Here is a 22,821-nt window from a genome sequence, read left to right on the forward strand (position 1 = left end):
CTAAGCGAAACCGCCGTCGGCGCGCAGGATCGAGCCCGTGGTGAAGCTGGACGCGTCGGACATCAAAAAGAGTGCGGCGCCGACGATTTCGCGAGGATCGCCGGCGCGCTGCAGCGGCAGCGAGCGGAAGGCACGCGACGTATCCGCACCCCATGCCTTGCTGATGTCGGTGAGGAACGGCCCGGCCATCAGAGTGTTGACCCGCACCGTCGGGCCGAACGCTTTCGCGAAACCCTCTGTGAGCGTGTTCAATCCGGCCTTGGCGGCGGCGTACGGCAGCATGTAGGCGTCCGGGCGCAGTGAGCCCGACGAACTGATGTTGATGATCGAGCCGCCGCCGTCGGCCACCATCCGCTCGCCGATCAGTGCCGACAACCGGAACGGCCCCTTGAAGTTCAGGTTCACCACGGCGTCGAACAGCTTCTCGGGCACCGAGCCCAGCGACTCGTACAACGGCGACATCCCGGCGTTGTTCACGAGTACGTCGACCTTGCCGAACGCGTCATAGGCGGCATCCACCAGGCCGTCCAGCTCGTCCCAGCGGCCGACGTGCACCTGATGGGCCAGCGCGACCCGGCCCGTCTCGGCGACGACCTCGGCAGCAGTGGCCTGACACGACTCCAGGTTCCGGCTGGCGATGATGACGTCGGCACCGCAGTGGGCCGCCGCGAAAGCCATCTCTCTACCGAGGCCGCGGCTGCCCCCGGTGATCAGGACCACCCGGTCCGTGAGGTCGAACAGTTCGTCGGCGTACCCCATGGCGGCTCCTTCGGTGCTGGGGCGGCGTGCTGGTGCCCATGTTGTCACGGCGGCCGTCCTGTGGTGGGTAGTGCGCCGTCGGCATTGTTTCCCGCACGTTCACACGCCGTTACACTTATATATACGAGTATAGAAATCGCCCATAACTTGTATTGACAACTATGGCGATGTGCCGCACTGTTATTGCCATGCCAAATCAACGGAGCTACGACGTCGTTGTCGTAGGAGCTGGAATCGTCGGCCTTGCCCACGCCTATCACGCCCACCGTCGCGGACTGGCCGTCGCGGTGATCGATCACGCGGCCGGCGTGGTCGGTGCGTCGGTGCAGAACTTCGGCCACGCGTGCATCACCGCGCAGAACGGTGTCGCACTGGACTACGCCCGGGCCGGTCGGCAGCACTGGCTCGAGCTGTCTCGACAGGCCGGGTTCTGGTCGAAGCAGGCGGGCACCTACTGTGTGGCCCGCCACGAGGACGAACTGGCCGTCATGCGTGAATTCGCCGACGTCCGGCCCAGTGGTGACGTGCACGTGCTCAACCGTCAGCAGATGGTCGACCGCGTACCGGTGCACGATCCACGCGTCGTCGGAGGCATGTACCTGCCGGGCGACCTTCAGGTCGACCCGCGCACCGCGGTGCCGTCCATCGCGCGGTGGCTGGAATCGCAGGGCGTCGACTTCCATTGGCGTACCGCGGCTTCCGGCTTCGGACCGGGCGTCGTGCACACCTCGCGCGGGCCGATACGCACCGAGACCACCTTCGTCGCGGTCAACTATGACATCGACCGGCTCTTCCCTCAGCTGGCCGAGCGGGACGGATTGCTGCGCTGCCGACTGCACATGATCCGGGCCAGGCTGCCGCTGGCGTTCACGCTTCCGGCGCCGCTGTTCACCGGGTGGTCGTTGCTGCGGTACTCGGGTTTCGAGGACCTGCCCAGCGTCGGGGCCGTCGCGCGGCGACTGCGGGACGAGCACCCCGACGCGGTGGACATCGACCTGCACCTGATGTTCACGCCGCAGCCCGACGGCTCGCTGTTGATCGGCGACACCCACATCCGGGAAGTCGCGGCGGCGCCGTTCCAGTCCGAGCAGGGCTTCGACATCCTGCTCGACCAAACCCGAAAACTCTTCGGCGTCAACCACATCGAAGTCACCGAACGCTGGCAGGGCGTCTACTGCTCGGCCCCGGGACAGGAGTTCCTCATCGAGGAGCCGGTGGAACGCACCCACGTCGTGACGGTCACCACCGGGATCGGCATGACCACCGGCCTGGGCCTGGCGGCCGCCGCCGTCGACCGGGTGCTTTCGCCGAGCAGCATCCCCGCAACTGTCTGAGCCACACCAAAACCCAATCGCCGCAAGAGAAAAGGACGCAATAATGGAAAGCCAGTCAGCCCCCGGAATCAGCCTCGTCGTGTTCGACATGGCCGGTACGACGGTCGAGGACACCGGCCTGGTACAGCAATCGTTCCTGGCTGCCGACAGTCATGCCGGTCTGTCGAAGACCGAGGCGGACCGCGCGGAGATGCTGCGCTACGTCGCCGACACCATGGGGCAGTCGAAGATCGTCGTGTTCCGCCACCTCAGCCGCGGCAACGAAGAGCAGGCGCAAGCGGCCAACAAGGAGTTCGAGCGCTGCTACGCCCAATTGGTCGCAGACGGCAACTGCAGCCCCATCCCGCAGGCCGAACATGTCATTACATCTTTGCGGTCCCGCGGTATCAAGGTCGCGCTGACCACGGGCTTCGCCCGGGAAACCCAGCAGGCCATCATCGATGCGCTGGGTTGGCAGGACCTCGCCGACGCGGTGCTCTGCCCCGCTCCCGGCGTCCGCGGGCGGCCCTATCCCGACATGGCGCTCGCCGCCCTCATGCAGACCGAGACCGACTCGGTGCAATCGATGGTGGTCGTCGGCGACACCTCGTCGGATGTCATCACCGGCCTGCGCGCCGGAGCGCGCGCTTCGGTCGGCGTGCTGACCGGCGCGCACAACGCCGCGCAGCTGTCCGCTGCCGGCGCCACCCACATCCTGGACAGCGTGGCCGACCTGCCCGGTTTGGTGGCAACCCTGGGCTGATTCGACGACGCACTCCGCGGTGGTCGGGCGCCGCACCCTCGGCCCCGACCAACCCCGCGCCTCTCACTCTAACCTCTCGCGCTCTCGCGCCAAAACCCTTGCCTTGCCGACGATCTCGCTGGCGTTGCTACGCCTCTGGTCGGCCCATCTTCGCTCCGCGCTCCCTTACCCCGCACCCAGTGGAAGTGAACAGCCATGTCGCAGACCCTGCTGTCCAAGTCGCGCACCACCAATCCGAAGTACCAACGCTGGCGTATCCGCATCTTTGCCATCACCTGGATCGCTTATGCCGGTTTCTATTTCACCCGGCAGACGTTCTCTGTCGCCAAGCTCGGCATTCTCGAAGACCCCGTCCTGCACCTCCAGCTGACCAAGAGCGTCATGGCCAACCTCGACGCCGCGTATCTCACCGCCTACGCCGTCGGCCAATTCGTCTGGGGCCAGGTCTCCGACCGGTTCGGCCCACGCGTCGTCGTGCTCGGCGGCCTCGCCATCTCGACGGTCGCGACCCTGTTCATGGGTCTGCTGCCGGCCGTGGTCTTCCTGCTGCCCTTGATGATCGTGCAAGGCCTGGCTCAATCGACGGGCTGGTCGGGCACATTGAGCAACATGTCCCAGTTCTTCTCCGTCGGGGAACGTGGCCACGTCCTGGGGCTGTGGAGCACCAACTACGCCTTCGGTGGACTCGTCGCCGCGCCGGTCGTCGGGTGGTTCGCCTACGACCTGTTCGGCAGCTGGCGCGCCGCGTTCTTCAGCGGTGCGGCCATCGTCGCCGTGGTGTTCGTGCTGTTCTTCATCTTCCAGCGCAACAGTCCTGCGGATGTCGGCCTACCGCCGATCGAGGAGTACCGGGCCGCGGAGGACACCGTGGAAGGGGTCGAGCTCGACGCTGCCGCGGAGGACGAGGCAATCGCCGAGCCCAGCTCGTCGTGGCGCGAGTCCCTTGCCGTGGTACTGAAGGATCAGATGGTGAGAACCCTTGGGGCGTCGTACTTTCTGCTCAAGCCCGCGCGCTACGCCATCCTGCTGTGGGGTCCGGTGATCGTCGCCGAACAGCTGCACGACGGTGACAAGTTCACCGCGGTGACCGTCCCGGTGGCGTTCGGCATCGCCGGCGTCATCGCCCCGATCCTGTTGGGCCGCGTCTCGGACAAGGTGTTCAAGGCGCGTCGGGTGCCGGCGAGCGTTATCAGCCTGGCCGTGCTGGTGGTGGTGCTCATGCTGTTCGGGCCGCTGACCGCGACGGGCAATGTGTGGATCATGGTCGGCGTCCTCGGCCTGATCGGCCTGACCGTCTACGGCGCCGATGCCATGATCTCGTGTATCGCGGCCGTAGACTTCGGTACGTCCAAGCACGCCGGCACGGCCACGGGAATCATCAACGGCTGCGGCTCGGTAGGCGCCATCCTCGGTGGCCTGCTGCCGGGTTACCTGGGCACCTCGGCACTGTTCTACGGCTTCGCCGGGGCCGCGTTCATCGCCATGCTGCTGTTGATTCCCTACTGGAATCGGATGCCGGTGGCCGACTAGCTGTCGTGACCTGACACGTTGTTGTCAGGCGGCGAGCCGGCTGATGGGTGGTTTTCCGCCGTGGGCGGAGTGGCCTCGTTGAGTGTTGTAGTGATGGAGGAATCGGTCAAGGCCTTGTGTGCGTTGACTGTTGGAGGTCCATGGGCGGGCGTAGGCCCATTCGGTGAGCAGGGTCCGGTTGAAGCGTTCGGCTTTGCCGTTGGTCCAGGGGCAGCCGGGTTTAATGAAGCGGCGTTTGAGCTGCCACGCTGAGCACACCCAGCCCCAGTTGGTGCCGCGGCGGTAGACCAAGGCATTGTCGGTCAGCAGTCGCCGCGCGCGCACGCCGTGGCCGGCGAACCAAGCCAAGGCTCGGTGCAGAAATGCTGCGCAGGTGAGGTCTTTTTCGTCGGTGTGCACTTCGCTGTAGGCCAGCCGGGTGCGGTCGTCGATGGCGGTGTGGATGTAGTCGTAGCCGATCTTGGTTTTCTTGTGCCGGTTGGCAACTGACACTTTGGCCTCGCGTCCGTGCAACCGCCAACCCCCACCGTCAGGGATGCGGCCGAGCTTTTTGACATCGACATGGACCATGGCCCCCGGGGTGCGATGTTCATAGCGGTTCGCTGGGCGCCGCGAGGTACGCACCGATGCGCCGGTGATCGGATCGATCGACGACAGATGCGGCACCTGATGGCGCGCGAGGATCCGTCCGATCGTCGACGGATTCAGATTCAGTTCCGCTGCCAGGACCACCGCACCGCGCTTGCGGCGGGCCCGTGCGGCCAGCACCTTCTTCTCGACCCGGTCGCTGGTGCGCCGGGGCATGTGATGCGGGCGTGATGATCGGTCGGCCAGTGCCGCTTCACCGCCTTCGGCGTATCGGCGCAGCCACTTGTAGACCGTGGACCGTGAAATGCCGAGTTGCTCGGCCACATGCGCCGCTGGCCACCCCGCGGCGACACGCTCAACGATCAGGCGACGAGCGAACAGGTTGGTACGGGCGTTAGCGTGAGACACGAGGACCTCCTACGGGTGAATGCCAGACACATCCACTCCGTCAGGAGGTCCTCCCCATTTCAAGCAGGCACGCCGTCAACAACCTCCCGGGTCACGACAACTAGCCACCGTCAGGCGCGGACGTCGATGGTGCGGGCGTTGACGATGCTGAAGGCCACCACGTCGGGCCGGTATCGGTCGTCGGAATATTCGAAGGCCACCCCGAACTGGTCGCGTGAGGTACGACGCTCACGCAGCAGGGGGCTGCCCCGCTCGATGTGCATGTTCTCGGCGTCGACCTCGTCCGCGGCGACGGCGTCGAGCACGTGCTCCATGGCGTCCCACTGGACTCCGCGGTCGGTCAGGTAGTCGGTGATGGAGCCGGAGTCGGTGTCGAATTCGAACAGCAGCGAACCCACCGCGTCGGTGAAACTGCTCCGTTCGATCATCGCCGGCTCGCCGTCGAGCAGACGCACACGCAGCACCTCGACGACGAAGTCGTCGGTGGTCAGGCTCAGCGCGGCGGCCGCGGTCTCGCTGGCGCGTCTACGCGAGATCTCCAGGGTCCGGCTCCCTGCGGTGCGGCCGTTGCGCTCGGCCCACTGGGTGAACGGCGTGAACGTGTCCAGCGTCTGGCGGACGTCGTGGCTCCGGACGGTGGCGGGCTTGCCCCGCGAAATACGGATCAGGCCTTCGTTTTTCAAGGTCGCGAGGGCCTGGCGGACGGGCCCTCGCGACACGTCGAACTCCGCGCACAGCGCGCTCTCGGCGGGCAGTGACTCACCGATCTGGTACTCGTGCCGCGTGATCCGCTGCCGCAACACCGCCGCGACATGCTCATGGCGCGACCGGGAGCCGACCATCGGTGTACCGCCTCTCGGTGTCTTGTCATGACAACTTAGCTGCATAGTATTGCCCGTCAGCGCACTACCGCTGTGGAGGAAACCGCTATGCAACTGCTTCTGATCCGTCATGCCCTGCCGCTGCGCAACGAGCCCGGTGAGGGCGCCGACCCCGACCTCTCCGAGGAAGGCATCGCGCAGGCCAACCGGCTACCCGACGCGCTCAAGCGGTTCCCGATCACGCGGCTCATCAGCAGCCCGCAGAAGCGCGCCATCCAGACCGGCCAGCCGGTGGCGGCCGCGCTCGGGCTGAACATCGAGATCGACGACCGGCTCGCCGAATACGACCGCGACATGGCGCAGTACATCCCGATCGAGCAGATCGCGGCCGAGCACCCCGAGGAGATGGCCCGGCTCATGACCGGCCACCTGCCCAGCAGCGTCGACGAAGAGGCGTTTCTCGCCCGCATCACCGAGGCCGTCACCGACATCGCGAGCGAGGCCGAGGCCGAGGACACCGTCGTGATCTTCAGCCACGGCGGCGTGATCAACGGACTGCTGCACGACATCGTGCCGACCGAGCGCATCCTGTCGTTCCAGGTCGACTACACCGGCATCACCCGGCTGCTGGCCTCACGCAGCGGCCGGCTGGCGGTCGCCGGCGTCAACAGTGTCGAACACGTGTGGGATCTGCTGCCGCGAAATCAGCGGTGGTAGACAGATCGGGTGGGATCTCTCGACGGCCTTGATCTGACTGCCCTCGACGCGCATCTGCGCGAGATCGGGGTGCCCCGCAGCGGTGAGCTGCGCGCCGAACTGATCGCCGGGGGCCGGTCGAATCTGACGTTCCTGGTCTTCGACGACGCCGCCAAATGGGTGCTGCGCCGGCCGCCGCTGCACGGCCTGACGCCGTCGGCGCACGACATGGCCCGCGAGTACAAAGTCGTTGCGGCACTTGAGGGTACGACGGTGCCGGTGGCGCATCCGGTGACCATGCGCAATGACGACTCGGTACTCGGTGCGCCGTTCCAGATGGTCGAATTCGTGCCCGGCCGGGTCGTGCGCTACTCGGCGGAGCTCGACGCGCTGGGCGATCAGCAGACCATCGACGCTTGTGTCGACGCCTTGATCAAGGTGCTGGCCGACCTGCACGCCCTGGACCCGGAAGCCGTCGGACTCGGGGACTTCGGGAAGGCCAACGGGTACCTGGAACGGCAGGTGCGGCGGTGGGGTTCGCAGTGGGACCTGGTGCGGCTGCCGGATGATCCGCGCGACGCGGACGTGCGCCGGCTGCACGGCCTGCTGGCCGAGAAGCTGCCGCCGCAGAGTCGCAGCGCCATCGTCCACGGCGACTACCGCATCGACAACACCATGCTCGACGCCGTCGACCCGACCAAGGTGCGGGCGGTGCTGGACTGGGAGATGTCGACACTCGGTGACCCGCTGTCGGACGCCGCGCTGATGTGCGTCTACCGGCACCCGATGTTCTCGATGGTGCACTCCGACGCGGCCTGGTCCTCGGACAAGATTCCGCCGATGGACCAGCTGGCCCAGAAGTACTCCGTGGCGGCCGGGCAGCCACTCGATCACTGGGATTTATATCTGGCGCTGGCGTACTTCAAGCTGGCGATCATCGCCGCCGGCATCGACTTCCGCGCCCGCATGGCCGCCGGCGAAGCCGGCCATGACGACCCTGTCGGCGAGGCCGTCGCACCACTCATCGCCGCCGGACTGGCTGCCCTCACCTAGCGCGAGCGCGCGTCCCTTTCTTTACCGCGAGCGTCCGTGTCTGCACGCAACACGCCGGGATATTCGTGCAAAAACGTCGCGCTCGCGGCTGACGAGCGCGACGTTCTTGTGCATAGCGGGCGGCGTGTCGGGTGCAGACACGCACGCTCGCGGGGGAACGAAACTAGAGCCCGGCCTTCAAGTTCTTCCGTGCGGCGAGCCGCAGCTGCAGAATCCGGATGCTCGCGACCGCGAAGGTCAGCAGACCACCCGCGACGGCCGAGAGCAGGATCGCGACACCCTTTTGCATGGTCAGCTGCCAGCCGAAAAGCCGCAGCGTGACGTCGTCGCCGTTCTGCAGGATGAACACCAGCAGCAGGATCAGGATGAGGAAACCGAGGACCAGCGCCGTCCAGAGTGCCGCGGTGCGGGTGAACTTCACCGCCGATTCGGGCGTCTTGGACTTCTTGTCCGGAGTGCCCGGCTTGGGGGACTTGGGCGCGGGCGGTTCGGCGGGCACAGCTGCGGGCTTGGACTCCGGCCCGGTCGGCTCGGGGGTAGACGCGTGATCGCTACTCATACCGTCCATCTTGACGGTTCTGCGGGCCGGATGCCGGGAACTCCGACACCAATTTTCGAATAACGCTAGGGTCGGCCTGAGTGCACGACGCCGGAAGGATGTTCGGGTGGCGCGAATTCTGACCGCTCTGGGGCTGCTGCTCGCTGTCCTGTTGGCGGGCTGTGGCAGTGCGAATCCCCTCGGCGGGGGCAGCATCTCGGGTGATCTCAAGTCGATCGTGGTGGGGTCCGCCGACTTCCCCGAGTCGAAGATCATCGCCGAGATCTATGCGCAGGCGTTGGCGGCCAACGGCTTTACCGTCGGCCGTCAGTTCGGTATCGGCAGCCGCGAGACGTACGTCCCTGCGGTGAAGGACCATTCGATCGACCTGATCCCCGAATACACCGGCAATCTCCTGCAGTACTTCGACCCGAAGACCAAGGCCACCGCCGCCGGTGACGTCGAATTGGCGCTCGCGCGAGCGCTTCCGGGCGACCTGTCGATCCTGACTCCCTCGCCGGCCGAGGACACCGACACGGTCGCGGTGTCCGCGGAGACCGCGAAGAAATGGAATCTCAAGACCATCGGTGACCTGGCTCAGCACTCGGCCCAGGTGAAATTCGGTGCCCCGTCGGAGTTTCTGCAGCGGACCGAGGGCCTGCCGGGATTGAAAGCCAAGTACGGCCTCGACATCGCACCGTCCAACTTCATCGCCATCAGCGACGGCGGGGGACCGGCCACCGTGCGGGCGCTCGTCGACGGGACCGTCACCGCGGCAGATATTTTCAGCACCTCGCCGGCCATCGTGCGGAACAACCTGGTGGTGCTCGAGGATCCGAAGCACAACTTCCTGGCCGCCAACGTGGTGCCGCTGGTGGCGTCGCAGAAGAAGTCCGATCTGCTCAAGACGGTGCTCGACGGCGTCAGTGCGAAACTCACCACGAAGGCACTGATTGACATGAACACCGCGGTCTCCGGAAACAGCGGCGTCGACGCCGACCAGGCCGCCAGAAAATGGGTCCAGGACAATGGATTCGACAAGCCGGTGAGCCGATGATCACCTTCGACAAGGTCACCAAGAGCTACGGCAGCGCGGTCGCCGTCGACGAACTGAGCCTCGAGATCGCCGAGGGGACACTGTCGGTGTTCGTCGGGCCGTCCGGGTGCGGCAAGACCACCTCCATGCGAATGATCAACCGGATGATCGACCCCACCTCCGGAACCCTGACCGTCGACGGTGCCAACGTCGCCACCGTCGACCCGGTGCGGCTGCGCCTCGGTATCGGCTACGTGCTGCAGAGCGCCGGCCTCATGCCGCACCTCAAAGTGGTCGACAACGTCGCCACCGTGCCGGTCCTCAAAGGCGAATCACGCCGCAGTGCAAGGAAAAAAGCGCTGGGCGTGCTGGAGCGCGTCGGGCTCGACGTCAAGCTAGCCGACCGCTACCCGGCTCAGTTGTCGGGCGGGCAGCAGCAGCGGGTCGGAGTGGCAAGGGCGCTGGCTGCCGACCCGCCGATCCTGTTGATGGACGAACCGTTCAGCGCCGTGGACCCCGTCGTCCGCGAAGATCTGCAGACCGAAATCCTGCGACTGCAAAGCGATCTGCGCAAGACCATCGTCTTCGTCACGCACGACATCGATGAGGCCGTCAAACTGGGCGACCGCGTCGCGGTGTTCGGACCCGGCGGCACCCTGCAGCAGTACGACGCACCGCAACGCCTGCTGTCCAACCCCGCCAACGAGTTCGTCGCGGGCTTCGTCGGCGCCGACCGCGGCTATCGCGGCCTGCAGTTCCGGGACGCCGACGGACTCAAGCTTCGCGACATCCGCACCGTCGCCGAACCGGCAGTCGACGCGCTTGACCTCACCGACGGCCAATGGGCCCTGGTGGTCAACGCCGACGGCACGCCGTACGCGTGGATCAACGCCCACGGTGTGGGTCTGCACCGGCACGGAAAGTCCTTGTACGACAGCACCATCGCCGGTGGCTCGCTGTTCCGGCCGGACGGCACGCTGCGGCTGGCGCTCGACTCGGCCCTGTCGTCCCCGTCGGGTCTGGGGGTGGCGGTCGATGAGCGGGGCCGCGTCGCCGGCGGTGTGAGCCTCGATGACGTGCTGGCAATAATCAAGAGCGGCAAGGGTGAGCAGTGCGATACCTGCTGAATCACCTGGAAGGCGCGTGGCTGCTCACGCAGATACACCTGCGGCTGGCCCTGCTGCCGCTGCTCATCGGCGTGCTGATCGCCGTGCCGCTGGGCGCCTATGTGCGGCAGCGGCCGCGGCTGCGCCGGTTCAGCACCATCACCGCCAGCATCGTCTTCACCATCCCGTCGCTGGCGCTGTTCGTGGTGCTGCCGTTGATCATCCCGACGCGGATTCTCGACGAGGCCAACGTTCTGGTCGCCCTGACGCTCTACACCGTCGCCCTGCTGATGCGGACCGTGCCCGAGGCGCTCGACGCGGTGCCCGCGGATACCCGGGAAGCGGCCACGGCGATGGGCTACCGGCCGCGCACCCGGTTCCTGAGAGTCGAACTGCCGCTGTCGATTCCGGTCCTCACGGCAGGGATGCGGGTGGTCGCCGTCACCAACATCTCGATGGTGTCGGTGGGTTCGGTGATCGGCATCGGCGGGCTGGGCACCTGGTTCACCGAGGGGTATCAGGCCGACAAGAGTGACCAGATCATCGCCGGCATCATCGCGATCTTCGTGCTGGCGGTGATCGTCGACCTCGTCATCCTGAGCGTCGGACGCCTGGCCACCCCCTGGACCCGGGCGAAGGCGCCGGCATGAACTTCCTGCACCAGGCCCTCGCCTACATCTTCACCGCGGCGAACTGGACCGGCCCGGCGGGTCTCGGCATGCGGATGCTGGAACACCTGGAGTACACCGGAATCGCGGTGCTCTGCAGTGCGCTCGTCGCCATCCCGGTGGGCATGTACGTCGGGCACACCGGCCGCGGTACGGCCCTGGTGGTCGGCGGCGTCAACGCCCTGCGCGCCCTGCCCACCCTCGGCGTCCTGCTGCTCGGCGTCCTGCTGTGGGGACTGGGACTGGTCCCGCCGACTGTCGCGCTGATGCTGCTGGGCATTCCGCCCCTTCTGGCTGGGACGTATGCCGGGATCGCCAACGTCGATCCGGTGGTGGTCGACGCCGCCCGCGCCATGGGCATGACCGAGCGTCAGGTGCTGCTGCGCACCGAGGTGCCCAATGCCATGCCGCTGATCGTCGGCGGGCTACGGACTGCGACGCTGCAAGTGGTGGCGACCGCGACCGTCGCCGCGTACGCGAGCCTGGGCGGGCTGGGCCGGTTCCTGATCGACGGCATCAAGGTGCGCCAGTTCTACCTCGCCCTCGTCGGTGCCCTGCTCGTGGCAGCTCTCGCGCTGGCTCTCGATGCCGCCTTGGCGTTGGCTGTGCGGGTCTCGCGGCCGGGTCCGGCCGGAGTTGCAATCGTGACTGCGAAGCCGGGCCTTCGTCGCCTACGGTAGACGGGTGAGCGCACCGCAGTCCGATGCCAGCCCCGAAGCTGCAGAACCCGCCTGGCCGGCGATTCTGACCTGGCGCGCGCAGGATGTGTCGCGCATGGAGTCGGTCCGGGTCCAGTTGTCCGGCAACAGGATCAAGGCCTACGGCCGCATCGTGGCCGCGGCCACAGACATACATCCGGCGTTCAGCGCGTCCTATGACCTGGTGACCGACGAGAGCGGCGCGACCAAGCGCCTGTCGCTCACCGTCACCCTCGCGCAGCGCGAGCGGCAGCTGTCCATCGCGCGTGACGAAGAGAACATGTGGCTGGTGCAGGACCACCAGAACCAGGCCCGGCGGGCGGCCTACAACGGCGCCCTGGACGTCGACGTCGTCTTCAGCCCGTTCTTCAACGCGCTGCCCATCCGGCGTACCGGCCTGCACAACCGCACGGCGTCGGTGTCGCTGCCTGTCGTCTACGTCCGGGTGCCGGATCTGACGGTCGAATCCGTCACCATCGGCTACAGCAGCGACGGGCCGGGCAAGCCGATCAAGCTGGACTCACCGGTTGCCGACACCGCGATCACCGTCGACGATGACGGCTTCATCCTCGACTACCCCGGACTGGCAGAGCGGATCTGATCACCCCGCCCGCGCGGCCTTGGGCAGCCAGCTCTTCGCGCCAGCCCTCGGCCCCGATGGTCGTCGCGAGGATCTGTGGCCGGCTGAAGTTGTCGTAGCGCACCCGCGCGGCATGGCCGCCTTCCACCAGCTCGGCCACCGATTGGGCCTCGACCAGCGACGAGCGGGCCTGGCTCAGCAGTTCCATGGCCCGGTCGAGCATCACCGTCAGCTCGGTCGCGTTGGCCTCGCACATGGCCCGGACCAGGTCGGGCGCGGTGGCCGCGACCCGGGTGCCGTCCCGGAACGATCCCGCGGCCAGCGCGAATGCCAGCGGCACCTCACCGGCGGTCGCGGCCAGGGCCTCGGCCAGCAGGTGCGGCAGATGCGAGATCGCGGCCGCCGCGGCGTCGTGTTCGTCCGAGCGCGCGGGCACGATCACCGCGCGGCAGTCCAGCGCCAGATGCATCACCTGGGTCCACACCTCGGGGTCGACGTGGTCGTCGACGCTCACCACCCACGGTGCCCCGGCGAACAGATCCGCGGTGCCGGCCGTCCAGCCGGAACGTGCGGTGCCGGCCATCGGGTGTCCGCCGACGAATCGGTCGAGCAGGCCGTACTCCTGAACCTGTTGCAACACATTGCCTTTGACGCTCACCACGTCGGTGAGCGGGCAGTCCGCGGCGTCGTCGCGGATGTGCTCGAGCATGATCGGCAGCGCGGGCACCGGCACCGCCAGGACGATCAGCGCCTCGGTCGACGCGGCGCGCTTCAGCGCGGCCGTGAGATCCTCGGTCGCATCGAAGCCGTCGGCCGTCGCCGCCCGGACCGCATCGATCGAGCGGTTGTATCCGAACACCTCGCGGCCCGCGGCCTGTCCGGCCCGCATCAGCGAACCGCCGATGAGCCCCATACCGAGCACACACACCGGAGTTGTCACCTTCCAAGGTTTGCATACGGCCCCGGTCTGGTACATATGGGACCGCTGGTCAAGTGGCAGAGTGCGGACTAGCGTTATCCGCATGGGAGTACAGCGCGCGCAGGCACAGCAGCAGGTTGCCGATCTCCCCGACGGCTTCGGAGTCGCGGTCGTCCGGGAGGACGGCGCATGGCGTTGCGTCCCGCTGAAACGGGCCGCGCTGGTCGACCTGGCCGCCGCCGAGACCGAGCTTCGTGAACTACGTTCCGCCGGTGCGGTTTTCGGCCTCCTGAACGTCGACGACGAGTTCTTCGTGATCGTCCGCCCGGCCCCCTCCGGGGCCCGGCTGTTGCTGTCGGACGCCACCGCGGCGCTGGACTACGACATCGCGGCCGACGTGCTGGAGAAGCTGGACGCCGACCTGAGCCTGGAAGAGCTCGAAGAGGACGACCCGTTCGAGGAAGGCGACCTCGGGCTGCTGGCCGACCTGGGTCTGCCCGAGGCGGTGCTCGGCGTGATCCTCGCCGACGACGAGTACGCCGACGAACAACTCAGCCGCATCGCCCAGGAGATGGGCTTCAACGACGAACTCGTGGCGGTATTGGACAAGCTGGGGCGGTGAGCTCCGCTGATGAACGGCTGATCCGCCTGGCGCTGGAGGCCGCTGAACTCGCCGGTGCCGACGACGTCCCGATCGGTGCGGTGGTCTTCTCTGCTGACGGGGTCGAGCTGGCCCGGGCCGCCAATGCGCGCGAATCCCTGGGTGACCCGACCGCGCACGCGGAAATCCTGGCGCTGCGCGCGGCTGCCGCGGTCCACGGCGACGGCTGGCGGCTGGAGGGTGCGACGCTGGCCGTCACCGTCGAGCCGTGCACCATGTGCGCCGGCGCGCTGGTGATGTCCCGGGTGGCCCGCGTGGTGTTCGGGGCGTGGGAACCCAAGACCGGCGCCGTCGGCTCGCTGTGGGACGTGGTCCGCGACCGCCGGCTGACGCACCGGCCCGAAGTTCGCGGCGGGGTCCTGGAGGCCGAGTGCGCGGCGCTCATGGAGGGGTTCTTCGCCCGGCAGCGCTGATTTCCAGGATTCCTCGCTGCCACATCAGAGAAGTACGTGAGTTCAGTCGAATGGGCGATCAGCCTGTTGCGACTGAAACCAGGGACCTGTCGCAGCGGGAAAAGGTACCTGGTTTCAGTCAAAGCGGCTTCGAGCGTCCAGTGAGTGAAGCTACGGACTTTCTGGCCCGAGGCCCGTGCGGGTAGTCCCAAAGGCACCCAACTAGAGCTCAGGTCACGGACGCAAGCCTCGTTTCGGCGTCACGCGACCAGCGATTAGGGACTGGGGCCCGGGTTCGGTAAGCTGCCACACGGTGGCGTGTCCGAGCGGCCTAAGGAGCACGCCTCGAAAGCGTGTGTGGGGTAACCCCCCACCGAGGGTTCAAATCCCTCCGCCACCGCCATAGAGCCCCTCACCTGTCACCGCAGGTGAGGGGCTTTTTTGCGACCAGCAGGAGCCCGCGCGCTGAGATCCGGGAAACACAAAGGCCAGGCGCCCATCTCGGGTGCCTGGCCTATGTGATCAGGAACTAGCGGCCGAAGGTGAAGGCCGAGCCGCCGTTGACGTTGGAGCCGCCGACCGGGGTCGCGACGCCGGCGCCGGAGTTGCTGCCGGCCTGGACGCCGTCGGGGCCGATCTCACCGGAGGTGCCGGTGTTGAAGCCGCTGCCGCCGACCGGGGTGTTGACGGCCGCGCCGCCGCCGGTACCGCCACCGAACGTCGGGATGAAGTCGGCCGGGGCAGGCGCGGCGAACTCGTTGGCGGCGCCGGCGTTGAAGCCGCTGCCACCGAACGGCGTGTTCACACCCGCGCCGCCGCCGGCGTTGGCGCCGCCGCCGAAGTTCGGGATGAAGTCAGCCGGGTTGGGCACGTTGAAGTCGGTGGACGCACCGGTGTTGAAGTTGCTGCCGCCGAGCGGGGTGTTGATCGCCGCGCCGGTGTTGGTGTCGAAGCCCGCACCACCGAAGCCGGCGTCGGTGCCCGTGGCGGTGTTGAACTCACCGCCGCCGAGCGGCGTGTTCACACCGGCGCCGCCGCCCGCGTTGCTGGAGGCATCGAAGGGGTGCCAGAAGGGGTTCTCCACGCCGAAGCCGGCGCCGCCACCGGCGTTGCCGTTGCCGATCGGGGTAGCGACCGCGGCGCCGGTTTCACCGGAAACCTCGTCGTCGGCCCAAGCCGGGGCCGCGACGGCGAGCGGGACCAGCGCCAGGGCCGATGCCGCAGCAAATCCGATCAAACGTCCTGAGTTGCGCATTAGTGATACTCCAATCATGGTTCTCTCGCGTGTGGCCAGGTGAACCTACTGGGTCGTACTCGGTTCCTCCGACCACTACCCTGGTATCGCCGGCCACGGCGCATCCGTTACAGCAGTGAACCAGCTGGTTAACACGCCATGATTTGCTGTCAGTCTCGATTTGATCACTCGTGCTGTGAATATGCTGGCAGTTGACGCTGGCGCCGGTCTTGCTGGCGGGCGGCCCGCTAGTCGTCGAGCAAAACCGCGGCCTCGTACCAGTGGCACAGCAGCAACGCCATCTCGACGTCCAGCCGGTCGTCGCCGAGCGGCCGTCCCCGCCGTTCCAGCGCCCGCCCGACGCGGTACTTGACGGTGTTGAAATGCACCACCAACTCGTCGGCCGCGGCTGTGTAGCTACCGCCGTGTCGCAGGAACACCTGCAAGGTCTCCCGCAGCCGGGCGTCATTGGCACCGGTCCCGGCCAGTGGCCCGAGGACCGTGTGGACGAACTCCCGTGCGTCATCCTGGTTCTCGCCCAGCAGCGCGGCCGCGGCAAAGCCCGGGTCATCGGCCGCGGTGACACCCGTCAGGTCCGCCGTCACCGCGACACTGTGCGCGCGCAGGGCCTGCCGGTGCGACCGGCGGAAGCCGTCGACGCCCGGCAGCGGGGTGCCGACGGCGACGGCAGGGGCGCTCGGCTGGGAGTCCGTGAACTGTCGCAGCTGTGCGGACGCGCCGTCCGCGGTGGCGCCCGACAACGGCAGCCAGCCCCAGCCGGTCCGCTGATCGGCGGCCAGGAACAGCGGACTTCCCTGGGTGCCGACATGATCGGCGGCCGCGCGCAGGAACTGTTCGAGTCTGGCCAGCGCGTCGTCGTGCCCGGTGACCTGGCCACTACCCGCGGGCCACCACAGCACCACGGCCAGATGATGGCGGCGCATCGGATAGCGGATCGCGGCCGTGACGGCTTCGGGGTCGGAGTCGTTGCCGGACAACACTTCCCGCACCCGCAGCGCCTGTGTGCTGTTGCGGTTGGCGAGCCAGCGGTCGCGCTCGTCCTCGTAGACCGTGACGACCTGCTGTGAAATCCAGTCGATGTAGCGGAACGTCACCGACGTCATGCGCTCGTAGATGGCCAGGCAGGTCTGGGGCGCGAACCCGGCGCGGTTGATCTCCTCGGCCGCGACGTCGAGCACGAGCGCGTGGCCGATGCGGTAGGCACGCGTGAGGGCGTTCATCGGTACCCCGCGCTGCGCGAGCCGGCGCGCGTACTCGAGGGCAGCGGTTGGCGCTTCGATGTTTTCCAGAGATATGTCGTAGCGCAGCGCGTGGAAGATGGTCTCGACGTTGCCGCCGACACTGGCGCGGAGCAGTTCGATGATCTCGGGGTCGCCGCGCAGTTCGGTGATATCGCTGGCCAGACGGTGCCCGACCGAGCGCGCGACCTCGGCCTGGCGCGCGATGAGGCGGGTCATGATCGTGGTGTTGGCCTCGCTGACCGCCTGATCCATGTGCCGACTGTAGAGCCAGAGTTTGTGTCGAGCGTACAAATCGGCCGACAAAGTTGATCGGCGCACGACGGAGTGGTGCACACCACAAACTCCTACTTTTATGGCATGAACCTCGCCACCCTGCCCGACCGTCGCGCTGCCGCGGCGCCCCACGCACCGGCCGTCGCGGACGACCAGACCGACCTCGACAATGGCGCATTTCTCGATGCCGTTCAGCGCGCCGCCGGGGCGCTGCATCAGCGCGGTGTGCGCGCCGGCGATGTCGTCGGCATCATGCTCCCGAACCGCGCGGCCTTCGTTGTCGCGCTGTTCGCCACCTGGCGGCTCGGCGCCGTCGCGACGCCCATCAGCCCGACCCTGGTGCCTGCCGAAGTCGCCTATCAGGTGACCGACGCCGGCGCGGTCGTGCTCGTCGTCGACCGTGACGTCGACTCCGACGTCACAGTGCTGCACGTCGACGACATGGGTGGCGAGCCCCGCACCGCCGATCCCGTGGCCGGCAACGACGATGACCTGGCCCTGCTGATCTACACCAGCGGCACGACCGGACGGCCCAAGGGCGTCATGCTCGACAACGCCAACCTGAATGCCATGTGCGCCATGGTGATCGAGGGCTTCGAGCTGACCGACGCCGACCACAGCCTGCTCATCCTGCCTCTGTTCCACGTGAACGGCATCGTTGTCAGCGTGCTGTCGCCGCTGCTCGCGGGTGGCCGCACCACCATCGCCGGCCGGTTCAACCCGGAGACCTTCTTCGCCCGACTGGAATCCAGCCGCGCCACCTACTTCTCCGCGGTGCCAACCATTTACACCATGCTGCTGGGTCTGCCGCCCGAGGTGCAGCCCGACACCTCCGCGGTGCGGTTCGCCGTGTGTGGCGCCGCGCCGGCCAGCATCGAACTGCTGGAGGGTTTCGAAAAGCGTTACGGCATCCCACTGGTCGAGGGCTACGGGCTGTCCGAGGGCTCGTGCGCCAGCACCGGCAACCCATTGAACGGGCCGCGCAAAGTCGGCACCGTCGGAATCCCGTTGCCGGGACAGGAGATTCGCATCGTCGACCTGGCCGGTGCCGAGGTCCCGCAGGGTGAGCTCGGCGAAGTGGTGATCAAGGGCCCCAACGTCATGCGCGGCTACCTGAACCGCCCCGAGGAGACCGAGAAGACGCTGAAGGACGGCTGGCTGCACACCGGCGACGTCGGGCGGTTCGACGAGGACGGCTACCTGGTCCTGGTCGACCGGGCCAAGGACATGATCATCCGCGGCGGCGAGAACATCTACCCCAAGGAGATCGAGACGGTCGTGCACCAGCTCGCCGGGGTCGCAGAGGCCGCCGTGGTCGGACGCGCGAGCGGGCTCTACGGCGAAGAGCCGGTGCTGTTTGTCTCCGCACACCCCGGTGCCGAACTCGACGTCGACAGCATTGCCGCGCACCTGCAGGCGTCGCTCTCGAAATACAAACTGCCCGTGGATATCACAGTTCTCGAGACGCTGCCGAAAAATCCCGTCGGCAAGATCGACAAGCCGTCCCTGCGCAAAACCCTCACCGCCGCCGATCCGCGAATCTAGCCTGATACCAGCAAAGGAGCTCACGTCATGGGATTCATCGAACCGACCTTGCCGAAGGTCGACCTGGAAGAGTTTCTCCGGATGCCGCTGCGCGAGCGGTTGCGAATCATGTGCCTCAAATGGGTGGACGAGGGGTACGGCGCGCCGCGCATGATCCACGTCCTCTACATCGTCAAACTTGTGTTCTTCTATGCCATCGGCGGTGTCGCGATCGCCACGTGGACGTCGCACTTGCCGGCGTTCTGGCACGTCTCGCAGTGGTGGGACCAGCCGATCGTGTACCAGAAGGTGATCCTGTGGACGGTGCTGCTCGAGCTCATCGGGTTCGCGGGCTCCTGGGGCCCGCTGGCCGGTAAGACCAAGCCGATGACGGGCGGCTTCCGATTCTGGGCCAAGCCCAACACCATTCGGCTACGGCCATGGAAGGCGGTGCCGTTCACGAACGGCGACCGGCGTACCTGGTTCGACATCGTCGTGTATCTGGCTTTGATGGCGACCGTGTTCGTCGCCATGGTATTGCCCGGCGTGCCCAGCGAATCACTGGCGAAAGCACTGCCGGACAACATTTCCGGACTGGTCGACCCGGCCCTTTTCGTCGCGCCGATCATCCTGTTCGTGCTGATCGGGCTGCGCGACAAGACGATCTTCCTGGCCGGCCGCGGTGAGCAGTACCTGCCCGCGCTGATCTTCTTCGCCACGCTGCCGTTCGTGAACATGATCATCGCCGGCAAGCTGCTGATCGGCACGGTGTGGTTCTGGGCCGGCGTCTCGAAGTTCGGTCTGCACTTCACCAACGTCATCCCGCCGATGGTGAGCAACAGCCCCGCGATCCCGTTCAAGTGGCTCAAGCGGGCCCACTACCGCAACTTCCCCGAGGATCTGCGCCCGTCGCACCTGGCCACCTTCATGGCCCACGGGCCCGGCAGCATCGTGGAAATCGCAGCGCCGCTGGCCCTTCTGTTCTCACCGTGGCCGTGGCTGTCCATCGCGGCCGCCGCCATCATGGTCAGCTTCCACTTGTTCATCATCTCGACGTTCCCGCTCGCGGTGCCGGTGGAATGGAACGTGCTGTTCGCGTACGCCACGATCTTCCTGTTCCTGGGCTTCCCGAACCAGGACGGCTACGCGGTGTGGGACATGAGCCCCGGTTGGCTGGCCATCGTGCTCGCCGCGGCGCTGTCGTTCTTCCCGATCCTCGGCAACCTGCGCCCCGACCTCGTGTCGTTTCTGCCGGCCATGCGGCAGTACGCCGGCAACTGGGCCTCGGCGGTGTGGACCTTCACGCCCGGTGCCGAGGAGAAGCTGAACCGCGTCACCCGGTCGTCGCCCAACTCGGCCGACCAGTACGTCGCCTTCGGCTGGGACCCACTCACCGCCGAGGTGTTCACCCAGCAGGTGACCGCGTGGCGGGCCATGCACAGCCAGGGCCGCGGGCTGTACTCGGTGCTGCTGAAGTGCCTGCCCGACATCGACACCCGCGTCGTGCGGGAAGGCGAGATGTCCTGCAACACCATCATCGGCTTCAACTTCGGTGACGGGCACCTGTACAATGAGGATCTGATCCGGGCCATCCAGTCAGAGGCGCAGTTCGAGCCGGGCGAGTTCGTCATCGTCTGGGTGGAGTCGCAGCCTATCCACAAGATGACGCAGGAGTACAAGGTGATCGATGCGGCGCTGGGCGTCATCGAGCGTGGCACGTGGAACGTCAAGGACCTGGTCGACGAGCAGCCGTGGCTGCCCAACGGGCCGATCCCGCTCAACGTCACCTGGCAGCGGGCCGGAGCCCTGCACTGATGAGCACCGCGGTTGTGGTCGGCGCCGGGCCCAACGGGCTCGCCGCCGCCATCACCTTGGCCGCCAAGGGCATCGACGTCACGGTGCTGGAGGCGACCGATCGAATCGGCGGCGGCATCCGTTCGAGTGAGTACGTCCTGCCGGGCCTGGTGTTCGACGACTGCGCGGCCATCCACGTGATGCCGGCGGGCTCCAAGTTCATCAAAGACCTCGGCCTGGATCGCTATGGCCTGCAGTGGAAGTGGACCGACGTCGACTGCGTCCACCCGCTCGACGACGGTACCGCCGGCGCCCTCTATCGTTCGGTCGAGACGACGGCGGCCGGACTCGGGGCGGACGGAGCCCGCTGGCAGCTGCTGTTCGGTGGACCGTCGCGCGGGTTCGACAAGCTGTCCGACGACATCATGGGGCCGCTGGTCCGGGTGCCGCGACATCCATTGGGGCTGGCCCGATTCGGGGCGCCGACGGTGCTGCCCGCGGCAGCGCTGGCCCGGATCTTCCGCACACCGCAGGCCCGGGCATTGTTCGGGGGTGTTGCCGCACATACCTTTCAGCCGCTGCACCACCCGCTCACCTCGGCGATCGGGCTAGGGATCATCACTGCCGGGCATGCCAACGGCTGGCCGGTGGCCGCCGGCGGATCGCAGGCGATCACCAACGCGTTCGAAGCGGTGCTGACCGAACTGGGCGGCAAGATCGAGACGGGCGTGCGGATCACCGCGGGGTCCCAGTTGCCGCCGGCCGACATCACTGTCTTCGATCTGTCGCCCACCGCGATCGCCGGGATTCTGGGGGACCGGTTACCCGAGCGGGTGCGCCGCGCCTTCGGTCGATTCCGTTACGGTCCAGGCGCTTTCAAGGTCGACTTCGCGGTGGATGGTGACATTCCGTGGACCAACGCGGCGGCCCGCCGCGCCGGCACCGTGCACCTGGGTGGCGATTTCGCCGAGATCGCCTCGACGGAACGGGACATCCACGCGGGCCGGATGCCGCAGCGCCCCTTCGTGCTGGCATTCCAGCAGTACCTGGCCGACCCTGGCCGTTCCGTCGGGACCGTCAACCCCGTCTCCACGTATGCCCATGTGCCCAACGGCTTCAGTGGCGACGCCACCGAGGCGATCATCGCGCAGATCGAACGCTTCGCTCCCGGATTCTGTGAGCGCATCGTCGGGCAGGCCGTGCGGTCCACCACCGAGATGTCGGTGTACAACCCGAATTACGTGGGTGGCGACATCAACACCGGTGCGAAGGACATCCGGCAGCTGGCCTTCGGGCCGCGAACGACGTTGTCGCCGTACACCATCGGGGTTCCCGGCATGTACATCTGCTCGGCGGCCACGCCGCCGGGTCCTGGCGGGCACGGTATGTGCGGGGCCAACGCCGCCGCCGTCGCACTGGCTCGGTTGGGGCGCTAGCTACACGTTCACCGCGATGGTGTGCATCTCCCAGATGAGCACTTCTGTGCCGTCGGCGCCCGCGGTGATGCGCTGCCCGCCGGTCGCGGTGAGTCGCACGGCATCACCGGTGCCCAGCAGACCGGAGCCTTCGAACTCGGCCGCTCCGCGGGTGACGAAGACGTGGCCGTACGGTGCGTCCGGCACCTGTACGGTGCTACGGGCATCCAGCCGCGCGACGTGCAAAGTGGCATAGCTGTTGCCGAAGGTGATGGCGGCGTCGTCCCGGTACTTGCGCATGCCGGATGCCATGGGAATCAACGTGTTTCCGGCGAGCTCGGCGCTGATGTCGGCTTCCTGGTAACTGGGCGCGCCGCCGAGATCTTCCGGCGGAATCCACATCTGGACGACCCGCAGGGGCTGACGGTCCTGCCGCCCGGCGCCGTTGCGCTCCGAGTGCCGCAGGCCGGTGCCCGCACTCATCCGCTGCGCCAGACCGGGGTAGATGGTGCTCTCGTTGCCCAGCGAATCCTTGTGCACCAGTGAGCCTTCGAGTACCCAGGTGATGATCTCCATATCTCGGTGGTCGTGCGCGTCGAAGCCCTCACCGGGGTCGACGGTGTCCTCGTTGTTGATCATCAGCAGGCCGTGCGCGTTGGCCGCCAGATCGAAGTTGCCGGTCGCCGGGAACGACTGCCACGATTCCAGCCACTCGTTGCGCCAGTGCCAGCGTTCGTCAGCGCGGATGACGCGAATTGCCGAAGTCACCGCTCAATTCTGGCAGGCGGGG

23 protein-coding genes and 1 tRNA gene are annotated in these 22,821 nt (G+C 67.2%); 16 read left to right on the top strand and 8 right to left on the bottom strand.

Translation table 11 applies throughout. The features are described 5' to 3' along the window. Positions 1–759, bottom strand: coding sequence for an SDR family NAD(P)-dependent oxidoreductase (locus ACJH6H_RS00340; protein ID WP_406774005.1), 759 nt, complete (start codon positions 757–759; stop codon positions 1–3). Positions 760–947: 188 nt separating this feature from the next. Here ACJH6H_RS00340 and ACJH6H_RS00345 point away from each other — a divergent pair, with 188 nt between their 5' ends. The 3 genes from ACJH6H_RS00345 (at position 948) to ACJH6H_RS00355 (ending at position 4,365) form a co-directional block, all read left to right on the top strand. After that, positions 948–2,093 carry a TIGR03364 family FAD-dependent oxidoreductase gene (locus ACJH6H_RS00345; protein ID WP_406774006.1) on the top strand — a complete coding sequence of 382 codons (1,146 nt, stop codon included), beginning with the start codon at positions 948–950 and terminating at the stop codon, positions 2,091–2,093. Positions 2,094–2,136: 43 nt separating this feature from the next. After that, a complete protein-coding gene (locus ACJH6H_RS00350) occupies positions 2,137–2,835 on the top strand; it encodes a phosphonatase-like hydrolase (RefSeq protein ID WP_064857771.1) in 699 nt (232 codons plus the stop codon). Positions 2,836–3,030: 195 nt separating this feature from the next. Further along, complete coding sequence (locus tag ACJH6H_RS00355; RefSeq protein WP_406774007.1) at positions 3,031–4,365, top strand: MFS transporter; 1,335 nt, start codon at positions 3,031–3,033, stop codon at positions 4,363–4,365. A gap of 24 nt (positions 4,366–4,389) precedes the next feature. On the opposite strand, the gene ACJH6H_RS00360 is transcribed toward ACJH6H_RS00355, so the two are convergent. Next, on the bottom strand, positions 4,390–5,361 hold the full coding sequence (locus tag ACJH6H_RS00360; protein ID WP_346417050.1) for an IS481 family transposase: 972 nt from the start codon (positions 5,359–5,361) through the stop codon (positions 4,390–4,392). 110 nt (positions 5,362–5,471) lie between these two features. Beyond that, the gene (locus ACJH6H_RS00365) at positions 5,472–6,203 is read right to left on the bottom strand and encodes a GntR family transcriptional regulator (protein WP_064857769.1); all 732 of its coding nucleotides are present in this window, start codon (positions 6,201–6,203) and stop codon (positions 5,472–5,474) included. Positions 6,204–6,290: 87 nt separating this feature from the next. Here ACJH6H_RS00365 and ACJH6H_RS00370 point away from each other — a divergent pair, with 87 nt between their 5' ends. Both ACJH6H_RS00370 and ACJH6H_RS00375 read left to right on the top strand, forming a co-directional pair. Then, positions 6,291–6,899: a histidine phosphatase family protein gene (locus ACJH6H_RS00370; RefSeq protein ID WP_064857768.1), complete on the top strand. Its 609-nt coding sequence runs from the start codon at positions 6,291–6,293 to the stop codon at positions 6,897–6,899. Positions 6,900–6,908: 9 nt separating this feature from the next. Further along, entirely contained in the window at positions 6,909–7,931 is a 1,023-nt protein-coding gene (locus ACJH6H_RS00375; protein ID WP_406774008.1) for a phosphotransferase family protein, read from the top strand. A gap of 163 nt (positions 7,932–8,094) precedes the next feature. On the opposite strand, the gene ACJH6H_RS00380 is transcribed toward ACJH6H_RS00375, so the two are convergent. After that, positions 8,095–8,490, bottom strand: a complete 396-nt coding sequence (locus tag ACJH6H_RS00380) for a lipopolysaccharide assembly LapA domain-containing protein (protein WP_406774009.1) — start codon at positions 8,488–8,490, stop codon at positions 8,095–8,097. Positions 8,491–8,596: 106 nt separating this feature from the next. On the opposite strand from ACJH6H_RS00380, the gene ACJH6H_RS00385 reads away from it, so the two are divergent. The 5 genes from ACJH6H_RS00385 to ACJH6H_RS00405 are packed head-to-tail and all read left to right on the top strand — an operon-like array spanning position 8,597 to position 12,578. After that, entirely contained in the window at positions 8,597–9,526 is a 930-nt protein-coding gene (locus ACJH6H_RS00385) for an ABC transporter substrate-binding protein (protein ID WP_406774010.1), read from the top strand. Continuing rightward, entirely contained in the window at positions 9,523–10,632 is a 1,110-nt protein-coding gene (locus ACJH6H_RS00390; RefSeq protein ID WP_406774011.1) for an ABC transporter ATP-binding protein, read from the top strand. Before ACJH6H_RS00385 ends, ACJH6H_RS00390 begins: the two co-directional genes overlap by 4 nt. Then, positions 10,617–11,261, top strand: a complete 645-nt coding sequence (locus ACJH6H_RS00395; RefSeq protein ID WP_061004978.1) for an ABC transporter permease — start codon at positions 10,617–10,619, stop codon at positions 11,259–11,261. The genes ACJH6H_RS00390 and ACJH6H_RS00395 overlap by 16 nt, the downstream gene beginning before the upstream one ends. Next, complete coding sequence (locus tag ACJH6H_RS00400; protein ID WP_061004976.1) at positions 11,258–11,959, top strand: ABC transporter permease; 702 nt, start codon at positions 11,258–11,260, stop codon at positions 11,957–11,959. Before ACJH6H_RS00395 ends, ACJH6H_RS00400 begins: the two co-directional genes overlap by 4 nt. Before the next feature lie 4 nt (positions 11,960–11,963). Beyond that, positions 11,964–12,578, top strand: a complete 615-nt coding sequence (locus tag ACJH6H_RS00405; RefSeq protein WP_061004974.1) for a putative glycolipid-binding domain-containing protein — start codon at positions 11,964–11,966, stop codon at positions 12,576–12,578. Here ACJH6H_RS00405 and ACJH6H_RS00410 read toward each other — a convergent pair. Beyond that, positions 12,541–13,485, bottom strand: coding sequence for a prephenate dehydrogenase (locus ACJH6H_RS00410; protein ID WP_061005072.1), 945 nt, complete (start codon positions 13,483–13,485; stop codon positions 12,541–12,543). The two genes, ACJH6H_RS00405 and ACJH6H_RS00410, sit on opposite strands and share 38 nt — an antisense overlap. A gap of 94 nt (positions 13,486–13,579) precedes the next feature. Here ACJH6H_RS00410 and ACJH6H_RS00415 point away from each other — a divergent pair, with 94 nt between their 5' ends. The 3 genes from ACJH6H_RS00415 to ACJH6H_RS00425 all read left to right on the top strand — a co-directional run bounded on the left by ACJH6H_RS00415 (position 13,580) and on the right by ACJH6H_RS00425 (position 14,932). Beyond that, positions 13,580–14,098 (top strand): tRNA adenosine deaminase-associated protein, encoded by a 519-nt coding sequence (locus ACJH6H_RS00415; RefSeq protein ID WP_029119076.1) that lies wholly within the window; start codon positions 13,580–13,582, stop codon positions 14,096–14,098. Beyond that, positions 14,095–14,550 carry a nucleoside deaminase gene (locus ACJH6H_RS00420; protein ID WP_061004972.1) on the top strand — a complete coding sequence of 152 codons (456 nt, stop codon included), beginning with the start codon at positions 14,095–14,097 and terminating at the stop codon, positions 14,548–14,550. Before ACJH6H_RS00415 ends, ACJH6H_RS00420 begins: the two co-directional genes overlap by 4 nt. A gap of 291 nt (positions 14,551–14,841) precedes the next feature. Further along, positions 14,842–14,932 (top strand) — tRNA-Ser (locus tag ACJH6H_RS00425). Between the two features lie 126 nt (positions 14,933–15,058). Here the strand turns inward: ACJH6H_RS00425 and ACJH6H_RS00430 are convergent. Then, positions 15,059–15,784 (bottom strand): hypothetical protein, encoded by a 726-nt coding sequence (locus ACJH6H_RS00430; protein WP_406774012.1) that lies wholly within the window; start codon positions 15,782–15,784, stop codon positions 15,059–15,061. 227 nt (positions 15,785–16,011) lie between these two features. Next, entirely contained in the window at positions 16,012–17,277 is a 1,266-nt protein-coding gene (locus ACJH6H_RS00435) for a PucR family transcriptional regulator (protein WP_406774013.1), read from the bottom strand. 105 nt (positions 17,278–17,382) lie between these two features. Between ACJH6H_RS00435 and ACJH6H_RS00440 the strand changes: the two genes are divergently transcribed. Genes ACJH6H_RS00440 through ACJH6H_RS00450 form a run of 3 tightly spaced genes read left to right on the top strand, consistent with a single transcriptional unit; the run spans position 17,383 to position 22,052 of the window. Further along, positions 17,383–18,843, top strand: coding sequence for a class I adenylate-forming enzyme family protein (locus ACJH6H_RS00440; RefSeq protein WP_406774014.1), 1,461 nt, complete (start codon positions 17,383–17,385; stop codon positions 18,841–18,843). A 27-nt stretch (positions 18,844–18,870) separates the two neighbouring features. After that, the gene (locus tag ACJH6H_RS00445; protein WP_406774015.1) at positions 18,871–20,637 is read left to right on the top strand and encodes a DUF3556 domain-containing protein; all 1,767 of its coding nucleotides are present in this window, start codon (positions 18,871–18,873) and stop codon (positions 20,635–20,637) included. Beyond that, positions 20,637–22,052 (top strand): NAD(P)/FAD-dependent oxidoreductase, encoded by a 1,416-nt coding sequence (locus tag ACJH6H_RS00450; RefSeq protein ID WP_133426130.1) that lies wholly within the window; start codon positions 20,637–20,639, stop codon positions 22,050–22,052. The genes ACJH6H_RS00445 and ACJH6H_RS00450 overlap by 1 nt, the downstream gene beginning before the upstream one ends. Here the strand turns inward: ACJH6H_RS00450 and ACJH6H_RS00455 are convergent, their stop codons facing one another. Next, positions 22,053–22,799, bottom strand: a complete 747-nt coding sequence (locus tag ACJH6H_RS00455; protein WP_346415881.1) for a pirin family protein — start codon at positions 22,797–22,799, stop codon at positions 22,053–22,055. Positions 22,800–22,821: the final 22 nt, after the last annotated feature.

The sequence above is a fragment of the Mycobacterium sp. SMC-21 genome, assembly GCF_045310825.1.
In the GTDB taxonomy this organism is placed as follows: domain Bacteria; phylum Actinomycetota; class Actinomycetes; order Mycobacteriales; family Mycobacteriaceae; genus Mycobacterium.